General features: G+C 38.1%; 25 protein-coding genes. 22 read left to right on the top strand and 3 right to left on the bottom strand.

Translation table 11 applies throughout. The features are described 5' to 3' along the window. Nucleotides 1–2: 2 nt before the first annotated feature. The 7 genes from AACH31_RS04400 (at nt 3) to AACH31_RS04430 (ending at nt 5,651) form a co-directional block, all read left to right on the top strand. Entirely contained in the window at nt 3–374 is a 372-nt protein-coding gene (locus AACH31_RS04400; RefSeq protein WP_262953898.1) for a hypothetical protein, read from the top strand. Nucleotides 375–714: 340 nt separating this feature from the next. After that, a complete protein-coding gene (locus tag AACH31_RS04405) occupies nt 715–2,514 on the top strand; it encodes an ABC transporter ATP-binding protein/permease (RefSeq protein WP_262953897.1) in 1,800 nt (599 codons plus the stop codon). Further along, nucleotides 2,511–4,013, top strand: coding sequence for an amino acid ABC transporter ATP-binding/permease protein (locus AACH31_RS04410; RefSeq protein WP_338617953.1), 1,503 nt, complete (start codon nt 2,511–2,513; stop codon nt 4,011–4,013). Before AACH31_RS04405 ends, AACH31_RS04410 begins: the two co-directional genes overlap by 4 nt. Before the next feature lie 246 nt (nt 4,014–4,259). Beyond that, a complete protein-coding gene (locus tag AACH31_RS04415; protein ID WP_161832086.1) occupies nt 4,260–4,565 on the top strand; it encodes a nitrous oxide-stimulated promoter family protein in 306 nt (101 codons plus the stop codon). A 13-nt stretch (nt 4,566–4,578) separates the two neighbouring features. Beyond that, nucleotides 4,579–4,962 (top strand): YbaN family protein, encoded by a 384-nt coding sequence (locus tag AACH31_RS04420; protein ID WP_161832085.1) that lies wholly within the window; start codon nt 4,579–4,581, stop codon nt 4,960–4,962. A 25-nt stretch (nt 4,963–4,987) separates the two neighbouring features. After that, nucleotides 4,988–5,299 (top strand): hypothetical protein, encoded by a 312-nt coding sequence (locus tag AACH31_RS04425; protein ID WP_161832084.1) that lies wholly within the window; start codon nt 4,988–4,990, stop codon nt 5,297–5,299. Between the two features lie 187 nt (nt 5,300–5,486). Further along, the gene (locus AACH31_RS04430) at nt 5,487–5,651 is read left to right on the top strand and encodes a hypothetical protein (protein WP_161832083.1); all 165 of its coding nucleotides are present in this window, start codon (nt 5,487–5,489) and stop codon (nt 5,649–5,651) included. 14 nt (nt 5,652–5,665) lie between these two features. Here AACH31_RS04430 and AACH31_RS04435 read toward each other — a convergent pair whose 3' ends face one another. After that, on the bottom strand, nt 5,666–6,712 hold the full coding sequence (locus tag AACH31_RS04435) for a threonine aldolase family protein (protein WP_338617954.1): 1,047 nt from the start codon (nt 6,710–6,712) through the stop codon (nt 5,666–5,668). A gap of 495 nt (nt 6,713–7,207) precedes the next feature. Here AACH31_RS04435 and AACH31_RS04440 point away from each other — a divergent pair, with 495 nt between their 5' ends. After that, the gene (locus tag AACH31_RS04440; RefSeq protein ID WP_161832081.1) at nt 7,208–8,380 is read left to right on the top strand and encodes a cation diffusion facilitator family transporter; all 1,173 of its coding nucleotides are present in this window, start codon (nt 7,208–7,210) and stop codon (nt 8,378–8,380) included. A gap of 192 nt (nt 8,381–8,572) precedes the next feature. On the opposite strand, the gene bcp is transcribed toward AACH31_RS04440, so the two are convergent. Beyond that, entirely contained in the window at nt 8,573–9,043 is a 471-nt protein-coding gene (bcp, locus tag AACH31_RS04445; RefSeq protein WP_338617956.1) for a thioredoxin-dependent thiol peroxidase, read from the bottom strand. A 348-nt stretch (nt 9,044–9,391) separates the two neighbouring features. On the opposite strand from bcp, the gene yaaA reads away from it, so the two are divergent. From yaaA to AACH31_RS04460, 3 genes are all read left to right on the top strand, one after another. Continuing rightward, nucleotides 9,392–10,171, top strand: coding sequence for a peroxide stress protein YaaA (gene yaaA, locus AACH31_RS04450; protein WP_338617957.1), 780 nt, complete (start codon nt 9,392–9,394; stop codon nt 10,169–10,171). A gap of 4 nt (nt 10,172–10,175) precedes the next feature. Further along, nucleotides 10,176–10,982, top strand: a complete 807-nt coding sequence (locus AACH31_RS04455) for an EFR1 family ferrodoxin (RefSeq protein WP_338617959.1) — start codon at nt 10,176–10,178, stop codon at nt 10,980–10,982. A 483-nt stretch (nt 10,983–11,465) separates the two neighbouring features. Further along, nucleotides 11,466–13,145: a PTS transporter subunit EIIC gene (locus tag AACH31_RS04460; RefSeq protein ID WP_161832077.1), complete on the top strand. Its 1,680-nt coding sequence runs from the start codon at nt 11,466–11,468 to the stop codon at nt 13,143–13,145. 91 nt (nt 13,146–13,236) lie between these two features. Here the strand turns inward: AACH31_RS04460 and AACH31_RS04465 are convergent, their stop codons facing one another. Continuing rightward, nucleotides 13,237–13,710 (bottom strand): hypothetical protein, encoded by a 474-nt coding sequence (locus tag AACH31_RS04465; RefSeq protein WP_237658929.1) that lies wholly within the window; start codon nt 13,708–13,710, stop codon nt 13,237–13,239. Nucleotides 13,711–13,868: 158 nt separating this feature from the next. Here AACH31_RS04465 and AACH31_RS04470 point away from each other — a divergent pair, with 158 nt between their 5' ends. From AACH31_RS04470 to AACH31_RS04520, 11 genes are all read left to right on the top strand, one after another. Continuing rightward, complete coding sequence (locus AACH31_RS04470; RefSeq protein WP_262950653.1) at nt 13,869–15,020, top strand: alkaline phosphatase family protein; 1,152 nt, start codon at nt 13,869–13,871, stop codon at nt 15,018–15,020. A 139-nt stretch (nt 15,021–15,159) separates the two neighbouring features. Continuing rightward, nucleotides 15,160–15,900, top strand: a complete 741-nt coding sequence (locus tag AACH31_RS04475) for a gamma-glutamyl-gamma-aminobutyrate hydrolase family protein (protein ID WP_262950652.1) — start codon at nt 15,160–15,162, stop codon at nt 15,898–15,900. A 227-nt stretch (nt 15,901–16,127) separates the two neighbouring features. After that, complete coding sequence (locus tag AACH31_RS04480) at nt 16,128–18,281, top strand: YhgE/Pip domain-containing protein (protein WP_161832074.1); 2,154 nt, start codon at nt 16,128–16,130, stop codon at nt 18,279–18,281. Between the two features lie 117 nt (nt 18,282–18,398). Next, on the top strand, nt 18,399–20,264 hold the full coding sequence (gene htpG / locus AACH31_RS04485) for a molecular chaperone HtpG (protein WP_161832073.1): 1,866 nt from the start codon (nt 18,399–18,401) through the stop codon (nt 20,262–20,264). 274 nt (nt 20,265–20,538) lie between these two features. Continuing rightward, nucleotides 20,539–21,324 (top strand): hypothetical protein, encoded by a 786-nt coding sequence (locus AACH31_RS04490; RefSeq protein WP_161832072.1) that lies wholly within the window; start codon nt 20,539–20,541, stop codon nt 21,322–21,324. Then, on the top strand, nt 21,312–22,208 hold the full coding sequence (locus tag AACH31_RS04495) for a S66 family peptidase (RefSeq protein WP_161832071.1): 897 nt from the start codon (nt 21,312–21,314) through the stop codon (nt 22,206–22,208). The genes AACH31_RS04490 and AACH31_RS04495 overlap by 13 nt, the downstream gene beginning before the upstream one ends. Next, nucleotides 22,186–22,386: a hypothetical protein gene (locus AACH31_RS04500; protein ID WP_262950647.1), complete on the top strand. Its 201-nt coding sequence runs from the start codon at nt 22,186–22,188 to the stop codon at nt 22,384–22,386. The genes AACH31_RS04495 and AACH31_RS04500 overlap by 23 nt, the downstream gene beginning before the upstream one ends. A 126-nt stretch (nt 22,387–22,512) precedes the next feature. Continuing rightward, the gene (locus AACH31_RS04505) at nt 22,513–22,926 is read left to right on the top strand and encodes a TM2 domain-containing protein (RefSeq protein WP_338617961.1); all 414 of its coding nucleotides are present in this window, start codon (nt 22,513–22,515) and stop codon (nt 22,924–22,926) included. Continuing rightward, nucleotides 22,927–23,280, top strand: a complete 354-nt coding sequence (locus AACH31_RS04510) for a DUF2752 domain-containing protein (RefSeq protein ID WP_161832068.1) — start codon at nt 22,927–22,929, stop codon at nt 23,278–23,280. It abuts the gene before it with no gap. Nucleotides 23,281–23,381: 101 nt separating this feature from the next. Then, nucleotides 23,382–24,347, top strand: coding sequence for a biotin--[acetyl-CoA-carboxylase] ligase (locus AACH31_RS04515; protein ID WP_161832067.1), 966 nt, complete (start codon nt 23,382–23,384; stop codon nt 24,345–24,347). Between the two features lie 14 nt (nt 24,348–24,361). Continuing rightward, nucleotides 24,362–24,934, top strand: coding sequence for a biotin transporter BioY (locus tag AACH31_RS04520; RefSeq protein WP_161832066.1), 573 nt, complete (start codon nt 24,362–24,364; stop codon nt 24,932–24,934). Nucleotides 24,935–25,052: the final 118 nt, after the last annotated feature.

Genomic DNA, 25,052 nt, shown 5'->3' on the forward strand with positions numbered 1-25,052 from the left:
CGATGGAGGAGGTATCAGGGTTAGAGGTTGGCTATCAAAAGTTATTCGTTGAAAGTCTAATGTTGAGCGTTAATCAAGTCAGGATTGAGGATCTAGCCATGGGTGCAGAGGTCGAGTTGCAATTTCCGTTAAAGGATAAATGGGGGCAACTCTTAGCTTGTATATATGGTGAAGGATCCTTGGAGGATGGAGGTTATTCATTTCAAGCAGGGAGGCCTCAATTAGGGAGCTCGTTTTCTATAGGCAACGTTATGGGAGTCAGGAAATTATTAAGATTGAAGGGATACCAAAGAGTTATTGATAAAGACCCTCAGGATAAGCTGTCATCGATCTGGGGAGAGGGGATGAAGCTTCCTGTTATTGAAATATCATAAAGACGGTCAAATGGGGATATTCTTATACTCGGTTCGTATGATCAACGAGATCCAGGGAGCTTTTTTTGAAAAATAGTCGTAATGAGCTGGTTTAAAAGTTAATCGCGTATACTTCATGCTAACGATCCTAACAAGGAGAAAATTCCTACATCGGAGTAATTGATGAGGATTATAGCAGGAAATTTGGATAAAATCGTGGCTTGCTACAGTTAAAAACATCAGTTGAACTGGTGTTTTTTTGTAGTAAAAACTAAATATAGTTGAATTTTTAATGGGAAAACCATGGTATAATCCTATTAGTTATCAATGATAATCGTTATCAAAAAGGAGGAGTTAAAAGATGATGATGAACAAGAGACTCATTGCGATGTGTGATGAGTCGAAGAAGTATATGGGGCTCACTATTTTATGCAGTTGGGTGGGAATTGTTTGTAATATCGTCATTGTTTGGTTGATTGGGCAGTTGATTAACCGAATGGTAGAGGGCGAGGCGTTAAATATGACAGGGGGATCGATAGGGGAGGCGTTGTCGTCGTATCCATTGATTGGCCCAATTTCTTTAGCTACAGGGATGATAGTTGTGATGATTGCCTTAGTTGTGAAGTGGGTGAGTCATTATTTATATGGATGTTACTCTTACCAAGCATCGGCAAATGCACGAACAACACTTCGACGTCTGATTTATCAGAAATTACTGCGATTGGGCATGGCGTATCAGCAAGTAGAGAAAACATCCGGAATTGTTCAGTTATCCATTGAAGGCGTTGAACAATTAGAGATTTATTTTGGCAAGTATATTCCACAATTCTTCTATTCGTTATTGGCGCCAATAACCTTGTTCGTCTGTTTATCATTTATTTCGTTTAAGGCGGCTCTTGTCTTTATGTTGGGGGTACCATTGATTCCTTTATCGATTGTCGCTATCATGAAGGTGGCAAAAAGAATTTTAAAGGCTTACTGGAATAATTATGCAAACTTAGGGGAAACCTTTTTAGAGAATTTACAAGGGTTAACAACGCTTAAGGTATATAATCAGGACGAACGAAAACACCAGGAAATGAATGAGGAGGCAGAGGGATTCCGACAAATTACGATGAAAGTATTAAGTATGCAATTAAACTCGATTAACGTGATGGATTTGATTGCCTTTGGGGGCTCTGCCATTGGAACAATTGTTGCCCTATATGAGTTTAAACGAGGAATGTTACAAGTCGGGGATTTAATTGTTATTATTTTATTGTCATCGGAATTTTTCATTCCGCTTCGCCTGCTAGGCTCTTATTTTCATATTGCGATGAATGGGATGGCAGCCTCGGATCGGATTTTTGCTCTGCTAGATGCACCGGAGGAGGAAGAAGGAGCGTTAGAAATGATGCCGTCAAGTCCTCAAACGGTGATTCAATTGAGTCATCTTAATTTTAGTTATGATGGGGAGCGACAGGTGTTGCAGGATATTTCTCTTGACCTTAAATCGGGGGGATTAACCGCGATTGTCGGGGAAAGTGGAAGTGGAAAAAGCACGATTGCCTCTCTTCTCCTCGCCCAAAGACGGGTAGCGAACGGATCGATTTTAATCAATAATCTTCCATTATCTGATGTGAGGAAAGAGGAACTTTATCGATATGTTTCGCTCGTTTCAGCGCATAGCCATATCTTTAAAGGGACGATCAGAGAAAATTTATTAATGGCCCGTGAAGGGGTGACAACGGATGAAATGATGCAGGCGTTACGGACTGCCCGTTTAGAATCATTTGTGATGCAGTTACCGCAAGGGTTGGATACGGAGGTCTCGGATAATGGAAGTTCGTTATCGGGGGGACAGAAACAGCGGTTAGCACTGGCTCGCGTTATTTTGGCCGATCGTCCTGTCATTATTTTTGATGAGGCGACATCAAATATTGATGTTGAAAGTGAGGAGGCCATTTGGGAATCGATTTATGAGCTGGCCAAGCAAAAGACTGTGTTGGTTATTTCACACCGATTGGCAAGTGTTAAAGAGGCAAAGGTTATTTATGTGTTAAATGAGGGACAACTCGTGGAATCGGGAACCCATCATGAATTGATGCACCGAGGAGGACACTATACTAGGATGGTAGAAAAACAACACCAGTTAGAAAGTATGAGAGAGGTGAGCAGATGAAGCGTCAATCTGGATTGAAGATAATGAGGCGATTAATTTTAGAATTAAAGCCACTCATTCATGTCATGGTTATGACGATAACGTTAGGGGTCTTAGGATTTTTAGCAGCAATTGCGATTGGAGTTTTAGCGGCGATTGCATTAGGAACATGGGTCGAGGGCTCGAGTGTTGTATCCTTTGAAACAGCCCTCGTCTTAATGGGGGTTTGTGCTGTAAGTCGCGGCTTATTACGTTATGGGGAACAGTTATCCGGTCATTATATTGCGTTTAAAATTTTATATCTGTTGCGCGATAAAATTTTTGCAAAATTGCGGACACTGGCACCGGCTAAATTGGAAGGGAAAGACAAGGGGAATCTAATTTCAATGATTACCTCGGATATTGAGTTATTAGAAGTGTTTTACGCGCATACGATTGCTCCTATCGCTATTGCTATCTTAACGAATAGTTTGATTTCTTTTGTGTTATCTCAAATTCATCCTGTTTATGGATGGGTTTCGGCTATTTATTTTATCGTCGTCGGCGTTTTAATTCCCTATTTTTCATCGATTTCTGTAAAGGAAGCAGGCGTTTTATATCGTCAGGTATTTGCAGATAGTAATCAATATATTTTAGATTCTTTGCGAGGGTTAAAAGAAATTATTTTCTTTAATCAGGGGGCAAACCGTCTAGCCAATCTGGATCATCACTCATGTACTTTAAATCAAAGTGTCAGACAGATTAAAAATCATGAAGGATTTGTTACGGGGTTAACAGGAGTCATTATTTCCTCGGCCATGTTAGTTTTTACGGGGACTGGTTTTTATTTTTATACAACGCATCAATTAAGTTTAACGGCAGTTTTGGTTGCGTTGGTTCTCATTGCCTCGTCGTTTGGACCTGTCGTCGCTTTAAGCAATTTATCCAATACATTGGCGCATACGTTTGCGTGTGCTCAACGTCTTTTTGATCTATTAGATGAGGTTCCACAAGTAGATGAGGTCGCTGGGGAGATGGAGATTCGGGCTGATCATCTTGCTTTTGATCGGGTGACATTTACATACCCCTCTAGTGACAGAGCAATTTTTAAAGAGGCCTCAATTTCAATTTCCAAGGGGGATAAATTAGCACTTGTCGGTCCGAGTGGGACGGGGAAGAGTACGTTTATTAAATTATTAATGCGTTATTTTGATGTTCAGGCGGGGCGTATTACAATTGATGGCACAACTATTTCAAAGATTCCGACGAATGCATTAAAAGCAAAGCAAACGCTTGTCAGTCAAGAGACTTACTTATTTAATGATACAATTGTGAACAATATCAGGATTGGAAAAGCCGAGGCTACTTTAGAAGAAGTGATGCAGGCGGCGAAACAGGCGGCCATTCATGAGTTTATCATGACCCTACCCAAGGGATATGATACATCGGTTGGTGAGTTAGGCGGCTTGTTATCTTCAGGTGAACGACAGCGTCTAGGATTGGCACGCGCCTTTTTACATAATGGGGTCTTCTTATTTTAGATGAGCCAACGAGTAATTTAGATGCGTTAAACGAGGGTTCAATTTTAAAGTCTATTCGTGATTATCATCAGGAAAAGACGATTATTCTTGTCTCTCATCGCCAGTCAACAACGGCGATTTGTGACCAAGTGTACCAGTTAAAAGATCGAAAGTTAGAAATGAGTTCTTAAGCGTGGATTAGGGAGGCCTAGTCCTCTCTTTTTACAAAGTTAATGATAATGATTATCAACGATAGGAGTGGAGAACGTGGCAAAGGGAAGAATTGAGCGTGAAAAACGTGTGATTGAATTGATGATCAATGTGTATTGTCACAAGAAGCATCAGCACCAATCAAAGGGAAGGTGTTCAGATTGTGAGGCATTACTTTCCTACGCCCACCAACGCTTGAATTTTTGTAAATTTCAAGATGAGAAGACGACGTGTCAGAAATGTCCAATTCACTGTTATAAAAAGAAAATGCGACAACAGATTAAAGAAGTTATGCGTTTTTCAGGACCGCGCGTGTTGTTTTATTCACCGGTGGAGTTTTTTAAACATTTACTAGATAAATAGGGAGGTAGAGTGAATGAAGAAATTAGTAAAGGGATTATTCGTGATGGGTGGGTTTGTTTGTGTTGGTCTTGGAATCCTCGGTATTTTGTTACCTATTTTACCAACCACCCCATTTCTGCTATTAGCCTCCGTTTGTTTTGTGAAGGGGTCGACGCGATTCGATAATTGGTTTCAATCGACGTCCCTTTATCAAAAGTATTTAGCAGATTTTGTGAAACATCGGCAAATGACGCGAAGACAAAAATGGACGATTTTATTAATGGCGGATGCTATGTTGTGTGTTCCGTTTTTCCTCGTAGATTCAGTTGTGATGCGGGTGGGCTTACTGACCTTGGTTGTTGCAAAGTTTTATTACTTTTTCTTTAAAATTGACACCATTCAACACGATAAAAATTAAAAGCAAGGATTAGGAGTGAGATAGAATGCTGGCACATGTTTGTTTTTTTCTAGCACTAGGGGTTTATTATGTAGCAAAGGTAGGTTTTAAGAAGGCCTCCTTGGGGATTTATTTACACGTGATATTAGGTACCGTGTCCATCCTTTCGATGGTGATGGATACGGTCATGCAAATTGGAAGCGACCGTTTTTGGCGGTATAGCGGTTTTTCATTGACGATGTTGTTCATTGGAATTAGTGGTTACTATGTGATCAAACAAGGGAAACGTTGGATGAAATGGCACATCGTTGCGGTGGGGTCCTTCTTCGCTTATTTAATGGCTATTATCGTTTTGTAGCGGTCAGCGGGGCCTTAATCATTAGTTCCACTAATGGTTAAGGCCCCAGGATTGATGGAGCTCGAAGGTGCCGTTGATGGAATAATTCAGTGATTATTTTTTTGGGGGGAACATCATAAAACGTGGGTCATATATATATATAGTGAGTTGATGATGCCCAGTGATGGTGATAGAAGGAGGGGAAAGGATGGCGGATGTAGATGATGCCTCAATTGAGGATTACGATATAGCGGATGAGGATAGCGGGTCATCGATTGATCGTTATAAGGGAAGTACATTTGCAAGTCTTTTAGTTATTATTTTATTTGTCATTTGGTTTTTATACCGAATGGGTTGTATTGGACAACGTTAAAAGGATGCATCTGATTAATTCAGGGCATCCTTTTTATATAGCGTATTTAAGGTTTCTAGAAATTGAATGATATCATCTTTTGAGGTGGCATAGGAAGTTACAAGTCGAACAACCGAATGATGCTCATCATAGGGTTCCCAAATAGTAAAGGAAAATCGCTCACTTAACACCGGAAGAAGATGATTAGGCAAGATTGGGAATAATTGATTGGTTTGTGTAGACGTCCAAAAGGAAATTCCTAAGTGTAAAAGACCTTGGCGAAGTTCATTCGCGCGTTGATTGGCCAAATGGGCAATTTCAAAGAAGAGAGCGTCTTGAAAAAGGGTGAGGAATTGAAGGCCTAGTAAACGTCCTTTTGCCAATAAAGCTCCTTTTTGTTTCATATTCAGACGGAAATCTTGGGCAAGTTCAGGATGAATGAGGACAAGCGCTTCTCCGAAAAGGGCTCCATTTTTGGTCCCACCGATATAGAATGCATCGGTAAGACGTGCATAGTCTTCAAGGGTTAGTGTATTAGATGGAGCGACTAATCCACTTCCTAGTCGTGCGCCATCCACATAGAGATAGAGATGATGCTGTCGACAAAACTTAGAAAGTTCCTCTAATTCTTGTTTCGAGTAGAGGGTTCCAAGTTCTGTTGGATTCGATAGATAAAGAAGTTTAGGTTTGACCATGTGAATGGTTTGAGGCTGTTTAAAAAAGGTGTGGAGCGCATGTAGCGTCACCTTTCCATCCGTGGCAGGGAGTGGAATAATTTTATGCCCCGTTGCCTCAATTGACCCTACTTCGTTTGTCATAATATGCCCCGTTTGGGCGGATAAGACGGCCTCGTATGGTTTTAAGGCATGTGAGATGAAGGTTAAATTGGTTTGGGTTCCTCCCACGAGAAAGTGAATCTCGCATGGCGTTGAACCTAAGTATGATTGAATGGCTGCCTGTGCCTGTTGACAGTAGTCGTCCTCCCCATAACCTGGCGTTTGGTCCGCGTTAGTCGTTAGGAGTTTTTCTAAAATTTTTGGGTGTGCCCCGTCTGCGTAGTCTATTTTAAAATTAATCATCATTAGTGGAGACCAAAAACTTGGTTTCCTTCCCTCCTTCTTGTTTCAACCAGGCTTTAAGTTGCACAAAAATCTTTTTTTGCCTTCATAACATCTATCCCCTTGGCACCGGCAAAAGGCATTCCTTGAATAGAGATTAGGGAGATGAAGGGTAAAAGATCATTCTGCTTTTTACTGATGAGTGATGGATCCTTTTAAACGCGTTCATCGATCACTCACCATAGCCCTTTTATAGTAGGAACCAGACAACGAGGTCTGTTTCATAAAGTGTAAACTCACTTTTCGTTTGTCTTTTTCGTTTGTCTATAGATACCTTATTCTGAGACTGCGATAAAAATGTTAAAAAGAAGGAACGAGTTGCCCTTAAGGGGGAACTTCTCATCAAGGACTAGTAAAATTTAGGGGAATGGGGTATGATATCATGTATGAGAGTGGCGAATCGGAACGTTGAATGATGGGTAATTAGTGGACAGGAATTTAAAATGGAGGTCGAGTGCAATGTTTGCGAAGTGGTTAATTAAACGGTTAGAAAAACAGGAGGAAACAAGAGAAGAGGGGCGAGAGCGGCTCATTTTTATTTCAGGATTAATTGGTATCCTTGCTAATATATTATTATTTGGGGTGAAGTTTGGCGTCGGGTGGTTAGCCGGAAGTATCGCCGTCATGGCCGATGCTTTTAACAACCTATCGGACACCGCATCTTCTGTAGTCACAATTGTTGGTGTGAAGTTAGCAAATCGACCAGCAGATAAGGAGCATCCGCATGGGCATGGGCGAATTGAGTATATTTCAGCGCTCATTGTAGCATTTATGGTAATGTTGGTGGGGGTTCAATTTATTCAATCCTCAGTCGGTCGAATTTTAAATCCGAGTGAGGTTCGTTTCGAGTGGGTCTCTTTCTTATTGTTGTTTGTATCGGTGCTTGTTAAAGTTTGGTTAAGTTTCTTTAATAAACACATGGGAGAAGCGATTCAATCGGGGGCGTTAAAGGCTGCATCCGTGGATGCTTTAGGTGACGTCTTTACCTCAAGTACGGTGCTTTTATCGTTTTTAATGGCGCGTTTGACATCATTTCCTATTGATGGATATGCAGGTGTGATTGTTGCAGGATTTATTTTATATGCGGGATATAATCTGGTGAAGGAAACGATTAGTCCTCTTCTAGGAGAGGCACCCGATGCGGAGCTCGTGCAACAGATCTATGATCGACTCCTTTCATTTGAGCATATTACGGGGGCACATGACCTAATGATTCATAATTATGGGGTGGGATGTGTCATTGCCTCTATTCATGCGGAGATTCCAGCAGACATCGATGTGATGACGATCCATGATATCATCGATGAAGCAGAACGACAAATCTCAGAAGAATTGAAGCTCCATCTAGTGATTCATATGGATCCTGTTTCTGTAGAAACCGAAGAGATTAAGCTGATGAAAAAAGAACTAGAGCAAATTATTGACGCGCATCCGGTGATCATGTCGATGCATGATTTTCGAATTATTGGGCAAGAACCAAATAAAAATTTGATTTTTGATTTAGTCGTGAATGGCTCGCTACTAAACAAAACAGTGACAGAGGAGTCCATTAAAGATGAGGTTATCGCAAAAATTAGAGAAACCCATCCGCAATACCGTTGTGTCATTGTGATTGATCGGATGTATGTTTAGAATAGAAAAGACCCAGTACCTTGGGTCTTTTCATTTTGTCATTAGAAGTTTCATCGAATAGCTCACTCAACGTAATCTGGCAGAAGGGGCGTTTTGCATGGAAGTATAAGAGCGAGCTCATTTTTTTTCATTTTTAAAAGAGGATGTCTAACTCACGTGAGTTAGACATCCTCTTTTAAAATCATAAAGTTTTTATAAAGTACATTGTTCTAGGACCTGCTCCACATGGTTAGGGACACGAACCTTACGGAAAATTTTTGTAATCATTCCTGTTTCATCGATGATAAACGTTGATCGTTTAATCCCGATGGCTTTTTTTCCGTACATATTTTTTTCCTTTAATACATCATATTGCTTACAAACCGTTTCTTCGGTATCAGATAACAGAATAAACGGTAAATCGTGTTTAGCGACGAATTTTTCATGACTTTGAACACTGTCACGACTTACGCCTAAGATGACAGCGTTTTGGTCTTTAAAGGATTGAATCGCATCGCGAAAATCTTTTGCTTCATTCGTACATCCTGGCGTATGATCGCGTGGATAAAAATAAAGAATTACTTTTCGTCCTAAGTAATCTTTTAAGCGATGTTGGCATTGATCAGATCCTGGTAATGTAAAATCAGGGGCTTGCATTCCTTCAGTTAAAGTAATAGGTTCCATTAAACTTCACTTCTTTCTTTTATAGTGATTATAAATAATTATGCGTTATGGTGAGGGGATTGTAAACAAATATGCTAAAATATTAATGAACTTTTTAGTCTCATTTTAAGTAAAATGTGGGGAATATAGCCAAAATACTAAGAGAAAGAGGTCGGTCATTGTTTTCTATGAGTAGGATTTAAATATGGGGTGACCGTCGCGATAGAGTAGCACGGTGTTTTTCTAAAAGGTGATCGCTAAAATAGGATGTATAGGATGACGCCCAGTTGATGGAAAGGATAAAAGGTTGGTTAATCGAAAAGTAATCAGTGTTAGGATATGAAAATAAAAGATAAGGATGTGTGAAGAATGTTAATGATTTTATCACCTGCTAAGACGTTTACATCAGGGGAGAACGTGCCCCATACGAATTTTAAGGCGCTTCTTTTTCATGAAAAGACAGCGAAGTTAGTTGAACAATTGTCTTCTTTTTCTAATGAACAATTAGGAAGTCTTATGAAGATGTCCGAGGAATTGGCGACGTTAAATAGTGCGCGCTATCGTCAATTTTATTCGGATGAGTTGCAGGCACTTCCAAGTATTTATGCTTTTTCTGGCGAAGCATATAAGGGATTGGATGCATTAACACTCGATCAAGGGGCACTTGAGTTTTCAAATGAGTCGTTGCGCATTTTATCAGGACTTTATGGTGTTTTGCACCCCTTTGATGCGATTAATCCGTATCGGTTAGAAATGGGGTTAAAGTTTTCGGGAGAACACGGAAAAAACTTGTATGAGTATTGGAAAAAGGAAGTAACGGATTACTTTTTGTCAGCACTCGCAACAACGCCAGGTGATCAAGTGTTAATTAATTTGGCTTCTACGGAATATAGCAAGGTGGTTGATTTCAAACAGATTAAGCAACAGTATGGCGTATTAACGATTGAATTTAAAGAACAAAAGGGAGAGTCGTTCCGAACAGTAGGGATGTATGCTAAGCGAGCGCGTGGACAAATGGCACGCTATATTTTAACGCGCAAGCTTCATTCGGTTGAAGAACTCAAACAATTTAATGAGGAAGGCTATCAATTTAATGAAGACCTTTCGACTCCAACGACGTGGGTCTTTACCTGTTCGGTGAAAGGGTGAGAAGATGATTTTTTACTTCAGTGGGACGGGAAACTCCCAGGCAGCAGCAGAAACGATTGCGCGGGTACAACAAGAACGACTCGTTTCAATCATACAGGCCATTGAGGCAGAGCAATACGATTACGTGTTGCAGAAGGGGGAGGCGGTGATTTTCGTTTTTCCGGTTTACGCATGGGCGCCTCCTGAAATTGTGATGCAATTTCTTTCACGGTTAACATTTTTAGGGGAAGACCCCGATTATTTAGGAGTCATTGTGACCTACTCTAAACAAATCGGAAATTGTTTTAAGGTTGTGCATCAAGCCATTGAAGATAAAGGATGGCGTTTAACAAGTTTTTACACCCTAAAAATGCCTCATAATTATTTAATTGTGGGGCATACCGATTCATATGAGAGGGTTTATGAGATATTGGCAGCTACTTTACCAACCTTAGAAAGAATAAATCGGGAAATAGCACAAAAAGAGCACGTTTATGAACAAGCTATCGAATTCTTTCCTAGGATACGAACCTTAGCGGGACAGAGATGGATGCGAATCATGTCTAAACGAATCACCCCTTTTTACGCAAATGATCATTGTATCTCATGTAAAGTATGTGAGAAAATTTGTCCAACAAAATGTATTGAGGTGACTCAAAAACCTTCATGGAAGGGGGAGTGTTTACATTGTCTAGCCTGTCTCCACTATTGTCCGAAGTCGGCGATTCAATATGGTAAATCGATGGAAAGAAAAAAAAGATATACACATCCAGATATACGTTGGTATGAATTAAACCATAGCTCTACTAAAAATCGTCCGACTAAATTTTAGGATAAAAAGGGTCTCGGTTGAACGGAGGATGGGGCCATTTTAAACAGGATACAGCAGGATGAAAGGATAAAAAAAGATTTTTTAAATAAAATATGTATATTTTGAGTAAAATCGTCCATAATTTTAGTGTGAAAAAAGAAGGTAATTATCATTTAGAACAAAAAAAGAGGTAAAATGTCACATGAATTTTATTTTTTATAAAGGAGAATATTGAGCGAATGTGACGAAAAAACATATTTAATTTTAAAAAACATGAAGAAAAAAATAGTGAAAAAGGATGAGTAACCGGTTACCTATTGAATGAAAGTGGTATTAATTTATGACGGAATGTATTATAATCATAAATGTAAACGTTGCGAAGATATATGGCTTAATTTCATATTTCTATTGCCAAAGTTTGCGGTATTAAAAATAATACAACACGATCAAAATAATACAACCATGAGTTGCGGTTATCTTATACGATAAGAGGAGGATTCAAGTATGTTTAAGTATTTACAGCGTACAGGTAAAGCATTAATGCTTCCAATCGCTGCTTTACCAATTGCCGGTATTTTACTTGGTGTTGGTGGGGCATTCTTAGGAATTGCTGGAATGACAGATGCACCAGCGATTTATCAAACAATCGCTAATGCGATTAATAACTCTGCGGTGCTTACAGCGATTTTAACAATTATGAAAAATATTGGAGATATCGTTTTTGGTAACTTACCGATCTTATTTGCGATTGGGGTTGCGGCTGGTTTAGCTAAAAAAGATAAAGCAACAGCAGCGTTAGCTTCTGTGTTTGGTTTCTTAGTTATGAACCAAGTTATCTCTACTTTATTAGGATTAGGATTAACGAAGTTAGGTGTTGTAACACCTGATAACGTTGGGGAATACGGAACTTATGTGACAACTAACCTTGGGATTTTCACTTTAAATATGTCAGTGTTTGGTGGGATTATTACAGGGATGGTAACATCTGCGTTACATAATAAATTCTTCAATATTCAATTCCATCCAGTTTTATCTTTCTTTGCTGGTTCACGTTTCGTTCCAATCATTACATCTTTAGTAATGGCTGTTGTTGGGGTAGTATTAGCTTACCTTTGGCCTTTCGTTCAAGATGGAATTGGAGCATTAGCAAATGTTGTTAACTCATCTGGAGTATTTGGTTCATTCTTATTCGGATTAGTTGAACGTTCATGTGTACCATTCGGATTACACCATGTATTCTATACACCATTCTGGTATGGTTCATTCGTTGAAGCTAACTTATTAATCAACGGTGTTGATACAATTGTTCAAGGGGCAAATACAGCTTACTTCGTACAATTAGGATCAATGGGTGATTTAGTTGGATTAGAATCTGGAAGAATGCATGAGATTGTTATGGGAACAACAGCGTTCTTAGCTGGTAAATATCCATTCATGATGTTCGGATTACCAGGGGCTGCTTTAGCAATGTATAAATGTGCTAAACCTGAAAAACGTCAAGCTGTTGGTGGTTTATTAGGAGCTGCTGCGTTAACAACAATCTTAACAGGTATTACTGAGCCATTAGAGTTTACATTCTTATTCGTTGCACCAATCTTATTCGTTGTGCATGCTATCTTCTGTGGATTATCATTCATGATTATGGCGATGTTAGATGTTTTCATCGGTATGACATTCTCTGGTGGATTAATTGACTTCGTTTTATTCGGATTATTACCTGCTGGTGCTGGTGTAGCAACTCATTGGTATTGGGTATTAGTTGTTGGTGTCGTTTACTTTGCTGTATACTTCTTCGTATTCAGTTTCTTAATCAAAAAATTAAACTTAAAAACACCTGGACGCGAGGATGATAACGAAGAGGTAAAATTATTCTCGAAAAAAGACTTCCAAGAACGTAATGGTGGTGGAGCAGCAGAAAAATCAGCTGCAACTGGAACTGATGAGTGGAAAGAAAAAGCACCATTAGTATTAGAAGCTTTAGGTGGAGAAGAAAATATCGAAAACATCGATGCTTGTATTACTCGCTTACGTGTTGAAGTTAAAGATACTGCTAAAGTTGATAAAGATCGTTTAAAAGCTTTAGGAGCAGCAGGGGTAATGGAAGTTAAAGGTGGAGTTCAAGCTATCTTTGGTGGAAACTCGAATACTCTTAAAAACCATATCCTTGATATTATCGGTGACTAATTAATACTATAAAGTTAATAAAAAATGACTAATCGAATGATTAGTCATTTTTTATACATGATGAAAATATATATTTCCCGGGTGAATAAAGTTACATCAACGGATTGTAATAACCAGCGTTGTTCACTAAGGATAAGTTATTTAATTGAGGTTGCTGCGTAACTGTTGGTTGGGCCATCATTTGTTGTGTATATACTGATTGACTTACAGTTGTTGGTTGGGGATTACTAGTCATTTGAGGAAGCGGTTGTCCCCAGTCAAATGAATTCGAATGCATCCCTTGTGTTAAATTCATAGGTGGTTGTCCAGCTAAATACTCATCATAATAATAGGATTCCACGCTTTCTTGACGATTGACGACATAGTTGTGGTGATTATGATGATGATGAACATTTCGAACAACGACCGGAATAACATGATCAACTCGATGATAGTGGTGTTGTTGTGGGGTACAGGCAATAGTTGGTTCAACAACTTGTTGGCAAGTTTCATATTGTCCCATAGGTGGCATAGTGACACATCCACCCATTGGAGCATTTCCTAAACATCTCATATTTTGTTTCATTTGTGCGACATCCTTTCAATCTCTAATTCAGCTACAGTATAGAATATGAAAAAGGTAATAGAATGAACGGGAAGGTGCCTAAAAAAGGAATGTTATTTTTTTATAAATTATCAATAAGTGTGAAAGACTACTAACAGAATAGATAAAGGAGTGATTCAATGAAAAATATCATTTATCCTAATTATGAAAAAAGTACTTTGAATATTATGGCGACCTTGTTAAACTATTATGACGTAGCGTCTTCCTATCAGTCTTTATCAGTTATAAAAGAAGTATTAGATAAGGAGTATAAAAATGTAGTGCTTCTTGTTTTTGATGGAATGGGGGTTGATGCGTTAGAGAAAAACTTAAAGTCAACAGATTTTTTAAATCGCCATCTGAAGGAGGAGTTAACGGCTGTAGCACCTTCTACTACAACTGCTGCGATGACGGCCTATTATAGTGGAAAATCACCTTTTGAGCATGGATGGTTAGGTTGGTCCCTCTATTTCAAGGAATATGGACGTTGCATCGATACTTTTTTAAATACTGACAGTTATACAGGTGAGAAACTTGAGCTTCCCCATGCAGGATATACATTAATGGGCTATACTCATGTGTTAGACCGTGTGGAAGAAGCGACAAATCATCACATAAAAGCTTATATGATTGAACCAAATTATATCAATTACCAAGGGAAAAATACAAAGATTGGTGTTGAATCTGCACAGCAATTAGTTGATGAGGTTGCAAAATTAGTGTCGACTGACGAACAAAAATTTGTTTTCGGGTATTGGACAGACCCGGATAAAACAATGCATGAATCGGGGTGTTACTCGGCAAAAACGAAAGAAAAAATGACAGAAATTAATGAGCTATTAATGAATTTATCCCAACAGATGAAGGACACTTTATTAATTATATCTGCCGATCATGGTTTAATTGATGTAGAGCCTACGACGTATTTAAATGATTATCCTGAGTTAACGGCATGCTTTTTAATGCCACCATTTATTGAGGGACGCCTGATGTCATTTTTTATTCGTGAAGATTTACGGGAGACGTTCTCTACGCAATTTAATAAAACATTCGGGGATGATTTTATTCTGCTCACGCGTCAACAAGCACTTGAAATGAATTTATTCGGGTACCATACTCCTCATCCTAAAACACTCGATTTTATTGGGGACTTTATCGCTTGTGCGACGGGGCATAAAGTACTAGGTTATTTACCAGCCGTGAAAAAGGAAAAGTTTAATTTTACTGCAACACATGCCGGATTAACACGCGAAGAAATGGTAGTGCCACTTATTTTAGTTGAATCTAAATAATGTAGAGGGTCTTTCCAAATGGGGAGAGGCCCTTTTTCTATTGATCAGAAAATAAAAAAATGGGTAATGGGCCTTTACGTCTCTAGAGGGTGTTGCATATGATACATTATCAATGAGGTAAAGAGTAGGGGGGATATGGATGACAAAGCGTCCTTTAATTGGAATTGTTCCTCTTTGGGATGACAAAAAACAAAGTAGTTGGGTTAAACGGACCTATATTGAGGCAATCTATGATGCGGGTGGAATTCCTATTATCCTACCTATTTTTCAATCTGAACAGTTTATTGAGGAACTAGTAGCACGAATAGACGGTCTTTTTTTAACGGGGGGTGATGATATTCATCCGAGTCTTTACGAAGAGGTGAAAGAAGAGGAGTGTGGCCATACATCAAAAGTTTTAGATGATTTTGAATGGTGTGTGCTAACAAAAACGATTGAAAAAAGAAAACCTATCTTCGGTGTTTGTCGGGGGTTTCAATTTATAAATGTCTATTTTAATGGAAGTTTATTTCAAGACATTGAAAGTCAGTACATGAAAGAGCGTTCTTTTTCGCATCGTCAGCTGCCTCCCTATGATGAACCAGCGCATGAGGTATACCTATCTGAGAATGGAGTATTACAACACTGGTTAGGTGTTCAACAATTGGCAGTGAATAGTCGGCATCATCAAGGAATTAAGCGATTAGGCGAGGGACTAATTGTAGAAGCGTTAGCACCGGATGGATTAATTGAAGCCGTCCGTCATCAAGATTACCCGTTTTTAGTGGCCGTTCAGTGGCACCCTGAATTAAGGTATAAAAGGGATCAGGCCGAACGACTTTTATTTGAACGATTTGTTTTTAGTTGTCAAGAGAATGATTTTTCTTTAAAAGGTGAATGAGATATGATAAGAAAGGCATCCTATAAAAAGGAGCCTTTTTTTTTATAATAATGAGGAGAGGATTTTATAATAATGGGAAATCTTTAATCCCCTTTTTATCTTGTGATAAACGATCAAGATTGAATAAAAAAATGACAGTTTATATAAGAAAAATGGGAAACATTGTCGATTTTTTCAGACAAGAGGTGTATAATTGCTCTATTCAATATAAGGAAAGAAGGATTGAAATGTTAAAAAATATTTGGACCATTTATAAGACAGATTTGAAACACATCGGGACCAATTACGCAGCAGCTATTGTCGTTTTAGCCCTATGCATTTTACCCTCGTTATATGCCTGGTTTAATATTAAGGCATCCTGGGATCCTTATGGGCAATCAGCAACCAGTCAAATTAAAATTGCCGTTGTAAACAATGATCAAGGAACGACGCTCAATGGGAAGGAAATAAATGTTGGGGATCAAGTAGTTGAGGAGTTAAAAAACAATGATTTAATGGGATGGCAGTTTATGAGCGAGAAAGAGGCCCAAACTCTTTTAGAAGAAGGAAAAGTCTATGCTTCTCTTACAATTCCAACTGATTTTTCACAAGATATTTCATCTCTTGTTACAACGGATGTGAAAAAAGGAAAAATTATTTATCAAGTGAATGAAAAAATAAATGCGATTGCTCCTAAATTAACAAGTAAAGGAGCAACGGGTGTTCAAGAAAGTATTAATCAAACTATTGTCAAAACTGTCAGTGGTATTTTGTTAGAGGCAGGAAAAGAGTTAGGAATTGAGATTCAAGAAAAGGTTTTACCTGAATTATCACATGTTCACTCACAGTTAGAAGAGCTCGTTTCTAAGTTTGGTGAGATGAATGAGTTAGTAGACACGGCTCACCGTGGAGGGATTCAATTAAAGGATTTAATCCAATCCATTCAAAATGATTTACCTCTGATTGAATCAACGATTGATTCTGCTAAGCAGACGGCGACAGGGTTAGAAGGCTTTATAACCTCATCGAAGTCAGCCCTTTCTGATTTCGTCCCAACACTAAAATCAGATTTAGAACTTGTATCGGTGATTAGTGGGGAACTAAAAACGTATACACAAGGGGTTAAGGATGCTATTTCAAGCGGTTCAGAACAGGCTCCACAGGTTGTTGATCGACTGATAAGTAAGGTAGATGGAACACAAGGACTTATTCAATCGTTTATTAAAATGTTAAAAAGTTTTAATAAGTTTCCTGCAGGGCGATTTGATGAAATGATTGCGCAACTTGAGGGAGTTCAAGGTGATTTAGCTCGTGTTCAACAGCTACTAGAAAAGGTTAAAGGTCAATTAGCAACAGGAGAAGGACCAGATTTGACAGTGTTTGATCAAATTTTAACTTTATTAAATGATGTATCTAACACAGCCGATTCAATTGTTAAACGTTTTGATGACGAAATTGCTCCCTCTTTAAATCAAGTTATCGATAAAGCGTATGAAACAGCAGAGTCTGTCTTAACTGTTTTAAATGAAGCAAGTAATAAGTTACCTGATGTAACAAATTTATTAAATACCGCCTATAGTGGTTCTGACCAAGGAATTTCGGCAATTGAGTATATTAATGGAAAGCTTCCAGAGGCAGAGGAAAAACTACAAACGTTGACAGAGAAACTTGGAGAAATAAACAGTAGTGAAGGGTTACAGGAAGTATTAACGCTCATTCAAGAAGGAATTGCTCAACGTGAAAGCTTTATGGCTACACCTGTTGAGTTAGTTGAAGAAACGTTATTCCCAATGCATAATTATGGAACAGCGATGACGCCATTTTATAGTGTACTTGCTCAATGGGTCGGAATGACATTGTTAATTTCGATGTTAGCTGTGCATGCAAGAGGAGAGTATAAAAAAAGCGAAGAATACTTTGGTAAGTTACTTTTATTTTTAAGTATTGCGCTTCTTCAAGGATTAATTATCGCATTGGGGGATTTATACCTATTGAAAATTTATTGTATGAATCCACTCTTATTTGTGGGCGGTATCTTGTTCACAAGTGTCGTTTTTACATTCATTATTTACTCACTTGTCTCTGTTTTTGGAAATGTCGGAAAAGTTGTTTCGATTATTCTGCTCGTTTTACAGGTAGCGGGTTCTGGAGGAACCTTCCCTATCCAATTAACTCCAAAATTTTTCCAAATCATTTATCCGTTTTTACCGTTTACTTATGCCATTTCGTTTGCACGAGAATCAATAGGTGGGGTTGTTCAAAGTGTTTTATCTAGAGATATAGTGATTCTAAGTACTTATATTATAGTAGCTATTCTCGTCTCAGTTTTCTTGAAAAAACCGCTCAACCGCTTGATGTCAGGATTTAGTGATAAATTTAAAGAAAGTGGGTTGGGAGAATAACGGAAGGTTAATTTTTCTTAAAAAAGATTGACACGCTAATAGGGGTATGATATAAAAAGAGTAGATTGTATTAGCACTCTTACTTAACGAGTGATAAAACAAGAGGGAGCGATTCAATTGAAACAGTTTAAGGCAGAATCAAAACGTTTACTTGATTTAATGATCAACTCGATTTATACGCATCGCGAGATTTTCTTGCGAGAATTAATTTCAAATGCAAGTGATGCTATTGATAAACTTTACTATCGAGCACTAACGGATCACAATTTAAGTTTCAATTCGGAAGATTATTTTATTAAAATTACGGTTGATGAGGCAAAGCGCCAAATTAAAATTTCGGATACTGGAATTGGGATGACAGAAGCGGAATTAGACGAGCATTTAGGAGTCATTGCAAAGAGTGGTTCGTTACAGTTTAAAAAAGATACAGAATTAGAAGACGGACATGATATCATTGGTCAATTCGGTGTTGGTTTTTATTCTGCATTCTTAGTGGCGGACAAGGTAACGGTGATTTCAAAAGCATTAGGGGCAGAGACAGCCTATAAGTGGGAGTCATGCGGTGCAGATGGTTATGTGATTGAACCATGCGAAAAGGAATCTGTGGGAACAGATATTATCCTAACGGTTAAAGAAAATACCGAAGATGAAAACTTCGATGAATATTTAGACCCATACAAATTAAAAGCAATTATCAAAAAATACTCTGACTTTATTCGTTATCCAATTAAAATGGATATCACACATTCGCAATTAAAAGAAGGAACAGAGAATGAATACGAAGAAGTTACAGAAGAGCAGACAGTGAATAGCATGGTTCCAATTTGGAAAAAGAATAAACGCGAATTGACCGATGCTGATTATCAAGCTTTTTATCACGAGAAACATTTTGGATTTGACAATCCATTAGCTCATGTTCATTTAAGTGTTGATGGGAATGTTAGCTATCAAGCTATTTTATATATTCCTGAAAAAATGCCATATGATTTCTACACAACGGAATATGAAAAAGGGTTAGAGTTATATTCAAGCGGTGTTTTAATCATGAATAAATGTGCGGATTTATTACCCGACTACTTTAGCTTTGTAAAGGGAATTGTAGACTCAGAGGATTTATCATTAAATATCTCACGAGAAATCTTACAACATGATCGTCAGTTAAAGTTAATAGCGAAAAATATTAAAACAAAAATTAAAAATGAATTAGAAAAAATGATTAAAAATGACCGTGAAAAATATGAAACGTTCTACCAATCATTTGGTCGTCAATTAAAATATGGGGTTTATTCGGATTTTGGTGCAAATAAAGAGGTATTACAAGATTTATTAATGTTTACTTCTTCTTACGAAGATAAATTAGTCACTCTATCTGAATATGTATCACGTATGAAAGAGGGTCAATCTCATATTTATTATGCAGTAGGGGATTCAATTGATCGAGTTAAAAAATTACCGCAATCAGAAGCAGTTCTTGATCAAGGATATGAAATGCTCTACTTTACAGAAGATATTGACGAGTTTGCGATTAAGATGCTGATGTCTTATGACGGAAAAGAATTCAAATCAGTTTCTAGTGCCGATTTAGACCTTGAAACTGATGAAAAGGATGCAGAAGCAACTAAAGAATTCGCCTCATTATTTGAAAATATGACATCTGTTTTAAGCGGTAAGGTAAAAGCTGTACGTGCAAGCCAACGTTTAAAATCACATCCTGTTTGTTTAGCGAATGAAGGGGAATTATCCATTGAAATGGAAAAAGTGTTAAATTCCATGCCAAATGGACAACAAGTTAAAGCAGACAAAGTGCTAGAAGTTAACGTTAATCATGAAGTATTTAAATCTTTACAGGCGGCTTATGAACAAGATCAAGCTAAATTTGATTTATATACAGATGTTTTATATAACCAGGCACGCCTAATTGAAGGATTAGATATTGAAGATCCAGTGGCATTTACCAATAATGTTTGTCAATTAATGAAATAAAAAGTCTTTAGAAAAACATCAACTTTGTAGTTAAGTTGATGTTTTTTTTGATTCCGGGTATGCTAAGAGGGAAGACGGATCTTCTTGTTAAATTAAGCATTTTTGTTTATAATAAAATTAAAACGTTTTATATGGAATAGATAGAAATGTTTATTCAATTCATCAAGCGTTAGAAATAGCGGACAAAGGTGGACTATAAGATAGACTTAAATCAGTCATAGAGGGTGTTTATAAAAATGTCCGGACATGGTGTTTAAGAGAGGAGGAATTAAAGATGAAAAAACGACAGAAAGAAACGATTCTCATCGGGTGTGGCCTCGTGAGTTTATCCTTGATTTTGCATTTCGTCCACGTATTAATTTTTAAAGATGTTCATCATACGATGATCTTTTTAGTTGCAGATATTGCGTTTATTCCGCTAGAGGTCTTTTTTACGACAATGATTTTAGAGCGCGTGTTAGAGAGACGTAAGAAGGAACAGGATCTTGAAAAATTAAATATGTTAGTTGGCGTTTTTTATGCTGAATTTGGAACGCAATTATTGGAGTACTTTGTTAATCAAGATGATCGTGTCGCTATTTGTAAAAAATTACGGATCCAAGATCCAAGTGTTTGGAATGATGAGTATTTTAAACGACTACAACAACTTAACTCATCGTATCATTATGAGGTGCAACTTACTAAAATTGATTTAAGAGAGTTGCAACAAATTTTACATGAGGGGAAAAATATTATTATTACACTCATGACAACAGATAGCTTGCATGAACATGAGACATTTACAGAAATGTTGATGCGAATTATGCATTTAAAAGAGGAATTAGATACCCAAGATATTACCGATTTATCAAAAATTAAGTGCACACATTTAGAGGAAGATATGGCGGCCATTTATCGCTACCTAACTTACGAATGGTGTTACTATTTGAACTATTTAAATAAATTCTATCCAAGTTTGTTTAGTACAGTGATTATGTTAAGCCCATTTAATAAAAAGCATCAGCGTACGCTATTAGAACAACGTGAAAGCGAAGGAGGTCATCTTTCGTGTCCTTATTAAAACCAACGCAAACCATAGGGTTGATTGCGTTATCTAACGGATTATCTGTACAACAAAAACCAACGCTTGATCGGTTAGAGCAAACATTAGAGGAAATGGGGCTCTCTACCGTACGTCCCCCTTCTTTGTTTGCTAAAGAGAGTGTCTATCATGCCTCAGATAAAGAGCGTGCGAAGATGTTGATGGATTTTTATAAAAACCCAGATATCCGAGCGATTTTTGATGTATCTGGAGGAGATTTAGCAAATGGAGTTCTTTCCTATCTGGATTACGAGTGGATGAGCCAACATCCCAAACCTTTTTTCGGGTACAGTGATTTATCGGTGGTGCTAAATGCGCTATATACAAAAACAGGACAATCGAGTTATCTCTATCAAATTCGTCACCTGGTCGGAACCTTTGCTGATGCACAACAGGGGCAATTTAAAGCCTCACTTTTTGAGCAGGAACACGCCTTATTCACTTTTCCATTTGACTGGATTCAGGGACAGAAGATGGAGGGCGTTGTGATTGGAGGAAATATACGATGTTTCTTAAAATTAGCAGGTACAGCGTATTGGCCCTCGTTTAAAGGGAAGATTTTACTGCTTGAGGCGTATAGTGGTGATGTGGCGAAAATGGCAACTTATTTGAATCAATATAAGCAACTTGGGGTATTTGAAGAGATTAACGGCCTTATTCTCGGACATTTCACTGAAATGCAGAAAAAATCGTTTCAGCCGGATATCGTGACACTTGTTCGTCAAATTGTTGAAAATCCATCTTTACCGATGATTAAGACTGATGCGATTGGTCATGGGGCCGACGCTAAATGTATGGTAATTGGTGGTCAGTATAACTTTAAAGAGAAAGAGATGAGATATGAGGATGGATGTAACAGATAAAAAAAGCCATTGCGGGTCGTGTCTCCATAATGTGAATAATTACTGTATGAGTACATTAGGTTATTATTTTTATGGGGAGTCGATTTCAGATGAAGAAGTAGAATGTGAGGATTGGATAAAAAATCAACATTCTTATGGCGAACGTTTAAAACAAACGATGGGTAAAGGTAAGAAATAATGAAGGCGTTTGTTCCTTGTAAAGGGAGCAAACGCTTTTTTACGGAGGAATCATTTAGAAGTCATATAACGGTTAATTGTGACATAAATTAAGAGTGTAACATGAGTTAAAGAGAGGATGATGAGTATGTATTGTCGTCATTGTGGGAAAGAGTTAAATGAAAATGCTGATTACTGTACTTCATGCGGAGTAGCAACAACAAAAGGTGATTCTTATTGTGGAAACTGCGGTTCAGAAGTTGCTAAAGAGGCGGATGTTTGTCCAACATGCGGAACTAATTTGAAAAGAGGAGTGGGGGCTCCAAAATCAAAATTAGTTGCTGGATTATTAGGAATCTTTTTGGGGGTATTTGGAATTCACCGCTTTTATTTAGGGTATACGACAATTGGACTTGTTCAATTATTAGTGAGTGTGATTCTTGGAATTTTCACATTTGGAATTTCAACTGCGCTTGTGTCATTATGGGGATTTGTAGAAGGTATTTTAATTCTTTGTGGAACGGTGATTACAACAGATGCTGGCGGGAATGAGCTTCAATAAATGAGTGAAAAAATAAGGTGGATCCGTCTGATTATTTATGCCGCTATTTTTATTTTAATCTATATGATTCCACTTGAAACCGTTGAAGGCCAGCGTTTATGTATCTGGTATCATCTCTTTCATATGGATTGTTTAGGTTGCGGGTTTACACGGGCATTTTTTAGCCTCATGCATGGTCAGATTCTAAAGGCATTCATGTATAATCCTATGGTTATCGTGGTTCCAGTTGCTTTCTTCTTGGTGTTGCAAGATAGTTGGATGATTATCCAAAGGTCGCCTCAATGGAGCCTCTTAGAAAAGTTTTTTAAGTGGGGGATGGCGCGATGTTATCCTCACAATATAAAGAACGGGTAGAAAACTACCTGTTTTTTTTATATATAAACTTTGAAAACCAAAGTAGTTGACGATAAAAGGGGCGGTATGCTATGATGAGGATAATAGAGAGGTGGAAGTTGATGGAATTAAAACAAGAGGTGTTAGCCTTGTTCATGAATCATCATGATGAGGTCATATCCGGTCAGGAAATAGCTAATCGTCTTTCTTTTAGTCGGACAGCAATTTGGAAGGTGATTAAACAATTAAGGGAAGAGGGATACCCAATTGAGTCGATAGGAAATAAAGGATATCGTTTATGCCAGGTTCGTGATCCCCTATCACGGGATTTAATTATTAAGGCGTTGCATTCCGATTATCAGAAAATACAACTTGAAATTTACCCACAAGTTGATTCAACGAATACGCGGGCAAAGGTTCGTGCAATAGAAGGAGCCCAACATGGGCATGTGATCTTAGCTGATGAGCAGACGAGGGGACATGGTCGTTTTGGAAGGCCCTTTTACTCACCTAAGGGCGAGGGGCTTTATATGAGCCTTATTTTACGTCCTCAGATGCATCTGAGTCAGTCTGTCTATGTCACGATGCAAGTTGCCGTCCTCATCTGTCGTGTACTAGAGCGTTTGACCCATCAAGCCCCTAGTATCAAATGGGTAAATGACATTTACTTAGGAGATAAAAAGGTATGCGGTATTTTAACGGAGGCTGTTACCGATTTTGAAACAGGGCAGGTCCAATACATGATCTTAGGGATTGGATTAAATGTTTGGAACGAAGAGTTTCCAGATGAATTAAAACAGATCGCCACTGCTTTAACTCCTTTAAAGACGACACGAAATGAGATTTGTGCGGCTTTATTAAATGAGGTATTACCGATTAGTTCATCTTTTTCTTTTGATGAAGAGATTTTAGTTGAATATAAACGACGATCGAACGTTTTGGGGAAGACCGTGGAGTTTGTTAAAAATCGTGCTCCGATTGAAGGCGTGGCCGAAGACATCGATGAAACGGGTGGACTCATTGTCCGATTACAAAATGGAGAGGTTGAAACGCTACATTCGGGTGAAGTTTCAATCCGAAGAAAGTAGGGGATGACTTCACTATGAGAAAAGAGATGATGAAAATTCGTGAGATAACATCAATCGCCCTTTGTTTGGCGATGCTCTGTGTCTCCTCATATGTATCAATTCCATTGCCTTTTATGACAACGCCCATTACGGCACAAACGATTATGATTAATACGATTGCACTTTGGCTAACCCCCGCACAAGCCATGACAACGATGGGTGCCTACTTGATATTAGGACTGATCGGTTTTCCTGTTTTCGCTGGGGGAAGTTCGGGCATATCCGTGTTCCTTCGGCCGACGGGAGGATTTTTAATCGCCTTTTTTATCTCGGTGGGGGTGATTAGCGGATTAAAAAAACGATTCCCGCAAAAGCTCGGGTCCAATATTTTTTTAACCGTAGGGATTGGGATGCCGATTGTTTATTTCGTGGGTGCTTTTTGGATGAGCATTCTGATGGAGATAGACTTTGTCGTCGCTTTTCAACTCTCGGTCTATCCGTTTATTGTAGGCGATCTTTTAAAATGTTTAATCGCTTGTCGTCTAGTCGAAAGACTAAATGGCACCATGAAACAAAGGTCAGTTTTTATAAAAAGGAAGTTAGTCTAATGGCATCACATAAAACTCGTTGAATGTTTATCCAACGAGTTTTATGTTTAAAAAGGTTAAAACATTGACGCCATTAGGAATCGTGTTACAATAGAGAAGAAGAAATGAAAAAGAAGAA

Source organism: Turicibacter faecis (assembly GCF_037076425.1).
Lineage (GTDB): Bacteria > Bacillota_I > Bacilli_A > MOL361 > Turicibacteraceae > Turicibacter > Turicibacter faecis.

Bases quoted from the DNA above. Each gene is read 5' to 3' on its own strand.
- AACH31_RS04400 (WP_262953898.1), top strand. From the start codon at position 3: ATGGAGGAGGTATCAGGGTTAGAGGTTGGCTATCAAAAGTTATTCGTT.
- AACH31_RS04405 (WP_262953897.1), top strand. From the start codon at position 715: ATGATGATGAACAAGAGACTCATTGCGATGTGTGATGAGTCGAAGAAG.
- AACH31_RS04410 (WP_338617953.1), top strand. From the start codon at position 2,511: ATGAAGCGTCAATCTGGATTGAAGATAATGAGGCGATTAATTTTAGAA.
- AACH31_RS04420 (WP_161832085.1), top strand. From the start codon at position 4,579: ATGAAGAAATTAGTAAAGGGATTATTCGTGATGGGTGGGTTTGTTTGT.
- AACH31_RS04425 (WP_161832084.1), top strand. From the start codon at position 4,988: ATGCTGGCACATGTTTGTTTTTTTCTAGCACTAGGGGTTTATTATGTA.
- AACH31_RS04430 (WP_161832083.1), top strand. From the start codon at position 5,487: ATGGCGGATGTAGATGATGCCTCAATTGAGGATTACGATATAGCGGAT.
- AACH31_RS04435 (WP_338617954.1), bottom strand. From the start codon at position 6,712: ATGATGATTAATTTTAAAATAGACTACGCAGACGGGGCACACCCAAAA.
- AACH31_RS04440 (WP_161832081.1), top strand. From the start codon at position 7,208: ATGTTTGCGAAGTGGTTAATTAAACGGTTAGAAAAACAGGAGGAAACA.
- bcp (WP_338617956.1), bottom strand. From the start codon at position 9,043: ATGGAACCTATTACTTTAACTGAAGGAATGCAAGCCCCTGATTTTACA.
- yaaA (WP_338617957.1), top strand. From the start codon at position 9,392: ATGTTAATGATTTTATCACCTGCTAAGACGTTTACATCAGGGGAGAAC.
- AACH31_RS04455 (WP_338617959.1), top strand. From the start codon at position 10,176: ATGATTTTTTACTTCAGTGGGACGGGAAACTCCCAGGCAGCAGCAGAA.
- AACH31_RS04460 (WP_161832077.1), top strand. From the start codon at position 11,466: ATGTTTAAGTATTTACAGCGTACAGGTAAAGCATTAATGCTTCCAATC.
- AACH31_RS04465 (WP_237658929.1), bottom strand. From the start codon at position 13,710: ATGAAACAAAATATGAGATGTTTAGGAAATGCTCCAATGGGTGGATGT.
- AACH31_RS04470 (WP_262950653.1), top strand. From the start codon at position 13,869: ATGAAAAATATCATTTATCCTAATTATGAAAAAAGTACTTTGAATATT.
- AACH31_RS04475 (WP_262950652.1), top strand. From the start codon at position 15,160: ATGACAAAGCGTCCTTTAATTGGAATTGTTCCTCTTTGGGATGACAAA.
- AACH31_RS04480 (WP_161832074.1), top strand. From the start codon at position 16,128: ATGTTAAAAAATATTTGGACCATTTATAAGACAGATTTGAAACACATC.
- AACH31_RS04490 (WP_161832072.1), top strand. From the start codon at position 20,539: ATGAAAAAACGACAGAAAGAAACGATTCTCATCGGGTGTGGCCTCGTG.
- AACH31_RS04500 (WP_262950647.1), top strand. From the start codon at position 22,186: ATGAGGATGGATGTAACAGATAAAAAAAGCCATTGCGGGTCGTGTCTC.
- AACH31_RS04505 (WP_338617961.1), top strand. From the start codon at position 22,513: ATGTATTGTCGTCATTGTGGGAAAGAGTTAAATGAAAATGCTGATTAC.
- AACH31_RS04510 (WP_161832068.1), top strand. From the start codon at position 22,927: ATGAGTGAAAAAATAAGGTGGATCCGTCTGATTATTTATGCCGCTATT.
- AACH31_RS04515 (WP_161832067.1), top strand. From the start codon at position 23,382: ATGGAATTAAAACAAGAGGTGTTAGCCTTGTTCATGAATCATCATGAT.
- AACH31_RS04520 (WP_161832066.1), top strand. From the start codon at position 24,362: ATGAGAAAAGAGATGATGAAAATTCGTGAGATAACATCAATCGCCCTT.